7 protein-coding genes are annotated in these 5,640 nt (G+C 63.5%); 4 read left to right on the top strand and 3 right to left on the bottom strand.

Going from position 1 to position 5,640, the window contains the following annotated elements:
- Both EOC06_RS18635 and EOC06_RS18630 read left to right on the top strand, forming a co-directional pair.
- The coding region (locus EOC06_RS18635) for a beta-ketoacyl-ACP synthase III (RefSeq protein ID WP_245469756.1) at nt 1-1,045 on the top strand (1,045 nt) is incomplete at its 5' end.
- A 236-nt stretch (nt 1,046-1,281) separates the two neighbouring features.
- Complete coding sequence (locus EOC06_RS18630) at nt 1,282-1,920, top strand: MOSC domain-containing protein (protein WP_245469754.1); 639 nt, start codon at nt 1,282-1,284, stop codon at nt 1,918-1,920.
- 72 nt (nt 1,921-1,992) lie between these two features.
- Here EOC06_RS18630 and EOC06_RS18625 read toward each other — a convergent pair whose 3' ends face one another.
- Nucleotides 1,993-2,955: a D-amino acid aminotransferase gene (locus EOC06_RS18625; RefSeq protein WP_128308468.1), complete on the bottom strand. Its 963-nt coding sequence runs from the start codon at nt 2,953-2,955 to the stop codon at nt 1,993-1,995.
- 150 nt (nt 2,956-3,105) lie between these two features.
- Here EOC06_RS18625 and EOC06_RS18620 point away from each other — a divergent pair, with 150 nt between their 5' ends.
- A complete protein-coding gene (locus EOC06_RS18620; RefSeq protein WP_128308467.1) occupies nt 3,106-3,609 on the top strand; it encodes a hypothetical protein in 504 nt (167 codons plus the stop codon).
- A gap of 6 nt (nt 3,610-3,615) precedes the next feature.
- On the opposite strand, the gene EOC06_RS18615 is transcribed toward EOC06_RS18620, so the two are convergent.
- Both EOC06_RS18615 and tsaA read right to left on the bottom strand, forming a co-directional pair.
- Nucleotides 3,616-3,960, bottom strand: coding sequence for a DUF2293 domain-containing protein (locus EOC06_RS18615; protein ID WP_245469752.1), 345 nt, complete (start codon nt 3,958-3,960; stop codon nt 3,616-3,618).
- Nucleotides 3,908-4,447: a tRNA (N6-threonylcarbamoyladenosine(37)-N6)-methyltransferase TrmO gene (tsaA, locus tag EOC06_RS18610; RefSeq protein WP_023813167.1), complete on the bottom strand. Its 540-nt coding sequence runs from the start codon at nt 4,445-4,447 to the stop codon at nt 3,908-3,910. Before tsaA ends, EOC06_RS18615 begins: the two co-directional genes overlap by 53 nt.
- Before the next feature lie 122 nt (nt 4,448-4,569).
- Here tsaA and EOC06_RS18605 point away from each other — a divergent pair, with 122 nt between their 5' ends.
- Nucleotides 4,570-5,577, top strand: coding sequence for a metalloregulator ArsR/SmtB family transcription factor (locus EOC06_RS18605; protein ID WP_023813166.1), 1,008 nt, complete (start codon nt 4,570-4,572; stop codon nt 5,575-5,577).
- Nucleotides 5,578-5,640 lie beyond the last annotated feature (63 nt).

Raw genomic sequence — 5,640 nt, 5'->3', positions numbered from 1 at the left:
CTTCAATGCCTGGGTCGACCTGGAAAACGCGCGTCGCCAGGATACTGGCGAGCCGCCGCTGCCGAAATCGGACAGCGACTTCATCGTCCACGCCTCGGGCGTGCGCACCCGTCATGTGATCGAGCGCGAGGGCATCCTCGACCCGACCCGGATGGCGCCGCGCATTCCGGCGCGGCCCGACGATGCGCTGTCGCTGGAGGCGGAGTTCGGAATCGCCTCGGCGAAGAAGGCCCTCGACCACGCCGGGCTGCAGCCGTCGGATATCGACCTGGTGATCTGCTCGGCCTCGCATCACCAGCGGCCCTATCCGGCGATCGCCATCGAAATGCAGGAGGCGTTGGGGACGAAGGGCGCCGGCTTCGACATGGGGCTTGGCTGTTCCTCGGCCGCGGCCGCATTGCACGTCGCCGTCAATTTGGTGCGGTCGGGCGCGCACAAACGCATCCTGGTGACGACGCCCGAGATCATCACCGGCCATCTCAATTTTCGCGACCGGCAGACGCATTTCATCTTCGGCGACGCTTCGGTGTCGATGGTGGTCGAAGGGCTGGCCAAGGGCGACAAGCGGCCGGGGCGCTTCGAAGTGCTCGACACGCGCGTCTGGACGCAGATGTCGAACAACATCCGCACCAATCTGGGCTATCACACCCGCACCGCCCAGGATGATCCCTACATGATCAATCTGGAAGGCAATCTGATCAAGCAGGTCGGCAACAAGGTGTTCAAGGAAGTCACCGTTGCCGGGCAGAAATTCATCGTCGAATTCCTGGCCGAGCACGGGCTGACGCCGCAGGCGATCAGGCGCTTCTGGCTGCATCAGGCCAATGCACGCATGAATGCGATGATCCTGAAACTGTCGTTCGGCCACGAGGTCGACCACGACCGCGCGCCGATGGTGCTGGAGCGGCTTGGCAACACGGCGGGCGCCGGCGCCATCGTCGCGCTGTCGGAAAACCACGCCGACATGAAGCCCGGCGATTTCGGCCTGATCTGCGCCTTTGGCGCGGGGTATTCGATAGGCGGTGCGCTGCTGAGGATGCTCTAGCTATGTCGATATTCAGGTGAGGCCGCCCGGCGAATGGCAGCTTCCTGCGCTTCCCCGGCTCGGCCTGACCTGACTCTCAACACACCTTGGCGCGCAATACGTCTTGTTGCGTCAGGCTAGTGCGAACGGCACCAGCATCGGCACTCGCCTGGCGATCGCCATCCCATCGGTGACGTTGATCGGACGATCAGCACTTTCGACTGGACGCCGCGAAGTCCGCCCGGCTAATTCGCTGGATGACGAGAGAAAAGAACGCCATGCTGGATCTCTTCCCCGAGGCTGAAAAGCCGATCGAAATCATCCCCGCGCGAAAGCTTGCCGCCAAGGCGGCAGCGCTTTACGTGGCGCCGGCGGATCATTTTCAGACGCGCCCGGTGGACGAATTGCTGCTGGATTTCGATGGCATAGCAGGCGATTTTCATGCCGGACCGACACGCCGCGCGGGCGGGCGCGAGCCCTGGTATCCGCGCGGCACCGAAATGCGCAACGAACGGCAATTGTCCATAGTGGCAGCGGACGAACTGGCGGTTGTTGCCCAACGCATGGGCCTGGCCGAGATCAGGCCGGAGTGGATCGGCGCCAATCTTGTGATCGAAGGGGTGCCGAACCTCTCCATGCTGCCGGCCGGCACGCTGCTGTTCTTCAAGGGCGGTGTGACCCTTAAGGTCGACGCACAGAACGGACCGTGCCGCATCGCCGGCCGGTCGATCGCCGAGAACGCCGGAATGGCCGACGTCGAAGCCGGCGCGCTGTTGTTCCCAAAAATGGCGAAGCGGCTGCGCGGCGTCGTCGCCTGGGTCGAGAAGCCGGGAACGGTCAGGGCCAGCGAAGAAATCTCGGTGCGCGTTCCGGAGCAGTGGATCTATCAAGCCTGAGGGCAGGCTGCGCTGCCCAAGCAAAAGTGGCGGGCTCAATCCTTGCGGTTTTTCTCGAGGCCTTGCTGACGGTCAGGGATAATTCACCTGAGACGACCAGGCCGGATCCTCGTGCTTCTCCCAATAGAGCGCCATCAGCCGGCTGGTGATCGGTCCGACCTTGCCGTTGGCGATTGCCGCGCCGTCGATCTCGGTCACCGGCATGATGCCGCCCGCGGTCGAGGTGATGAAGACCTCGTCGGCCTCGCGCAATGCCGTGACGCTGACATCGGCCGCGGTGGCGGCAAGACCTTGTTCGGCGCAGAGATCGAAGACGGTGCGGCGGGTTATGCCCGGCAGCACGCCAATGGAAGGCGTCGACAGCTTGCCGTCCCTGACGCAGAAGACGTTGAAGCCCGGGCCTTCGGCGACATTGCCGTTGAAGTCGAGGATCAACGCGGTCTCGGCGCCGCGGTCATAGGCGTCGTAGAGACCGCGCACCAGATCGAGCCAGTGGTAGTTCTTGATCGCCGGGTCGATCGAGGCCGGCGGAATGCGCATCTTGTCGCTGATGGCGACACGCAGGCCGCGCTGCAACTGCTCGGCATTGGCGACCGAGCCGAACGGCACGGCAAACGCCATGAAGCGGTTGACCGCCTGGCGCGGGTCGCGGCTGAAAGTCGGCGAGGCGCCGCGCGTGCACAGCATTTCGACATAGGCGGCGCGATGACCCGACAGCGCCACGCAATTGTGCAGGATTTCGGTCACGCCGTCGCGATCGAAGGGGATGGTCATGCGCAGCTTTTCCAGCCCGCCGAAGAAGCGGTCGAGATGCAAATCGAGGCGGAAGAAGCGGCCGTTCCAGACATGCACGGTGTCGTAGGTTGCGTCGGAATGCAGAAAACCCCAGTCCAGCACCGAGATCTTGGCCTGCGACATCGGCAGGTATTGGCCGTCGAGGAAGGCGACGCCCTCGGGATAGGAGTGCGGGTCGACATGGCGGTCGCCAACCACGGGCGGTCGCTTCTCGTCCTGTGTTGCCATCGTCCGGCTCATCGGGGCCTCCTGTCACGCAGGCGAGAGGCTAGCGGCGCCGGGCAGAAGGCATAGAGCCACCCGCCCGGCGCTGTTCGGCCTCCATGACGATCTGGCCGATACATTCGATCGCGATTGCCCTATCGTTCCGGGTCTGAACGGGAGGGGAAAATGGGTAGGTTTGGGGCCGTCACAGCGGCAATGATGATGTTCGCCGCTGCGGGCGACGCCCGCGCCCAGTGCGCGCGCGAAGGCGAGGAATTGTGCCAGAGCGGCCAGACCTATCGCTGCGAGAAAACCGGCGGCGAATTGACGGCGACCTTCCAGAATGTGCCTTGCGCGGTGAACGTGCCGTCGCTGAGCGGCACCTGGGTAGGCAATGGCCACCAGAGCCCGGCCGGTGAAGCCGGCGCCGACTGGGCGATCGTCATGACCATCAACGATGGCAGCGCGTCGATCGATTATCCGTCGCTCGGCTGCGGCGGATCGCTGTCACAGACGTCAAGGGACGACATTTCGGCGGAATACCACGAGAACATCACCTACGGTCAGGACAAATGCATCGACGGAGGCAACATCACCGTCAGGTTTTACAAGGGCAATCTGTCCTGGATTTGGGTCGGCCACGCCGATGGCCAGCCCTACAATGCGGTCGCCGTGCTGAAGCGGAAGTAGCCGTGGTCATTCCTCCTCGTCGTCGGCGTCGAGCAGGCGGGTTGCGCGCCAGCGGGTGAGCACGATGTTGGTCTGCTCGATGACGAAGAAACGCGCCGAGTCGCGGTCATAGCCTTCGCTCAGCAGTTTTTCGTAATCGGTGTGCATGTGGCGGATATGGGCAATCGTCGCCAGCCATACGGCGATGCCCGGCGGCAAGGTCTTCATGTGGACCGCGCCGGCGTCGGTGCGGATCTTCTCCATGTCGGCATAGGGAGCCAGCGGCAGAAGAGCGGTCAGCGCCTTGGCGATGGCGCTGTCACCGCCGGGTCCGATCGGGCTCGTCGCGCCCTTCGATGGTCGCCTCGGCAATAGCGTCGGTCGAGGCGAAATAAGGTTTGATGTCGATGACCGGCGTGCCGTCGAGCACATCGATGGCGTCGAGATCGATGCGGCCGGTGCGTTGGTCGAGCGCGACGAGCCGGACCACATGCAGCCCGATGGGGTTGGGGCGGGCAGGGGAGCGCAGCGAAAATACACCTTTCGCTTCAGCGGCATGGCGCGGTTTCTGCACAATCAGGTCCCGCGGCGCATGATGCAGCCAGGATAGGATGATGACGTGGCTGGCGCGCTCCAGCCCCTGCAGGCCACTTCGGTAGGCTGTGTCGATGGTCAGCACCGCCTTCTGCCCGGTCTCGCGCGCGGCGCGCATGTTCTTCGGGCAGGTTTCGCGCGTCGTCCATGGCGAGGCAATGCGGCCGATGAAGACGATCCCGCCATCAGGCGGCATCAAGGCCGGATCGTTCTCCAGCCTCTGCTCGCCTTCGCGCGCCTCGAACATCTCACGCGTTTCAGTCATGGTCCACGTCTCTTAAAACGCCACACAAGCGGCATTTTCTTGTCCGGAAGCGACATAGCGCTTGCAAGGTCGCTAAAATCGACATAAACATATGTTTATATCTTTTCAAAGAGAATACGCTGATGCATGTCTCGCTCGACACTATGGTGGATACGTTAAAGGCGGCGGCCGAATCCAGCCGATTGCGCATACTGGCACTTCTGTCGCGCGGTGACCTCACGGTTTCCGATCTTACCGAAATTCTCGGCCAGTCGCAGCCGCGCGTTTCGCGGCACCTGAAGCTGCTTCTGGAGGCCGGACTGATCGGCCGCTACCAGGAAGGGTCGTGGGCCTTCTTCCGCCTGTCGGATGCGGATTCCGCGCGGGACTTCGTCATGGGGCTGGTTTCCGGCATTCGCGGCGCCGATCCGCAGGTCGAGCGCGATCTTGAGCGTCTGGCCTCGGTCAAGCGCAAGCGGCAGGACCGGGCGGTCGCGTATTTTTCGGTGAATGCGGCAAGCTGGGACCATATCCGATCGCTGCATGTGCCGGACCGCGCCGTCGAAGCCGCAATGCTGAAACTGGTCGGCAAGCGGCCGTTCCAGTCGATGCTCGATCTCGGCACCGGCACCGGGCGGCTGCTTGAAATCTTCTCGCCGCTTTATCGGCGTGGTGTCGGCATCGACATGTCGCGCGAGATGCTGACCGTGGCGCGCGCCAATCTGGACAAGGCAGGCGTTTCGAACGCGCAGGTTCGGCAGGGCGACATCTTCGCACCGCCGGTCGAGCGCGATGCCTTCGATCTCGTCACCATCCATCAGGTGCTGCACTATCTCGACGATCCCGCCCGCGCCATCCACGAGGCGGCGCGGCTTTTGCGTCCGGCAGGGCGCCTGGTCATCGTCGATTTCGCGCCGCATGCGCTGGAATTCCTGCGTGAGGAGCACGCGCATATGCGGCTCGGCTTTTCCGACCGGCAGATCGCCGACTGGTTTTCGGAAGCCGGCCTCGATCTTGAAGACAGTCAGGAATTCGAGCCGCGTGGCGGCAACGAGGCCAGGCTCACCGTCAAACTCTGGCTTGGCCGCGACCGGCGCCTCTTGATCGCCGACCCTTCCAACGACACAAGGCAGATAAGGGAAACCGCCTGATGAACCAGTTCCGCTTTTCCCGCCGCCCCGACATTGGCGACAAGGTCAGGGTTTCCTTCGAAT

It is taken from the genome of Mesorhizobium sp. M7A.F.Ca.MR.362.00.0.0 (assembly GCF_004023175.1).
GTDB lineage: Bacteria > Pseudomonadota > Alphaproteobacteria > Rhizobiales > Rhizobiaceae > Mesorhizobium.
Note: the sequence above shows the minus strand (reverse complement) of the source record. Positions and strands in the feature narration are given on the sequence as shown.

Excerpts from the sequence above, each read along its gene's own strand:
- EOC06_RS18630 (WP_245469754.1), top strand. The coding sequence starts at position 1,282 with ATGACGAGAGAAAAGAACGCCATGCTGGATCTCTTCCCCGAGGCTGAA.
- EOC06_RS18625 (WP_128308468.1), bottom strand. The coding sequence starts at position 2,955 with ATGAGCCGGACGATGGCAACACAGGACGAGAAGCGACCGCCCGTGGTT.
- EOC06_RS18620 (WP_128308467.1), top strand. The coding sequence starts at position 3,106 with ATGGGTAGGTTTGGGGCCGTCACAGCGGCAATGATGATGTTCGCCGCT.
- tsaA (WP_023813167.1), bottom strand. The coding sequence starts at position 4,447 with ATGACTGAAACGCGTGAGATGTTCGAGGCGCGCGAAGGCGAGCAGAGG.
- EOC06_RS18605 (WP_023813166.1), top strand. The coding sequence starts at position 4,570 with ATGCATGTCTCGCTCGACACTATGGTGGATACGTTAAAGGCGGCGGCC.